The sequence below is a fragment of the Bradyrhizobium sp. PRIMUS42 genome, assembly GCF_023006515.1.
Lineage (GTDB): Bacteria > Pseudomonadota > Alphaproteobacteria > Rhizobiales > Xanthobacteraceae > Bradyrhizobium.
In genome coordinates, this window is sequence record NZ_JALBGZ010001547.1 from 1 (window position 1) to 508 (window position 508).

Annotated in this window: 1 protein-coding gene; it reads right to left on the reverse strand. The window is 66.7% G+C overall.

Annotated elements, in window-relative coordinates:
• Window positions 1–508: histidine kinase (locus tag MOV75_RS41565; protein WP_309487025.1), on the reverse strand; the 508-nt coding region annotated here is incomplete at both ends.

Sequence of the window (508 nt, forward strand, 5' to 3'; positions counted from 1 at the left end):
GTCATCGTCGCCGGCGCGCCGCTCGATCCGCACCGAAATCTCGCGCGCCGCACCGTGACGCAGTGCGTTGGTCAGGCATTCCTGTGCCACGCGATAGGCCGTGGTGGCGGCCGGTCCGCGCACATCCGTCAGATCACCCCTGAGATCGAGCTGGATCGTTGGCCGCGCCGCGCTCTGCGAGCGCCAGCTGTCGACGAGATTGACGAGGCTCGCCTCGAGCCCGAGCTCCTCGGGCAGGGGATTGCGCAGGCGCTTCAGCGCATCGCGGAGCGAGGCCATCAGATGATGGGTGGCCTGCGAGATCATGCGCGCATCCTGGGCGATCCCGTTGTCCCTGTTTGCCCTCGCGCTCGCCGTTTCGATCGTGTTGGCGAAGGCGAGGATGGCGGAGAGATTCTGCCCGAACTCGTCGTGGAGTTCGCGGGCGAGGGCGCGGCTCTCTTGTTCGAGTATCTCTATGAGGCGCCGATTCTGCGCGTCGCGCTGCTCGGTGTCTTCCTCCATCAGG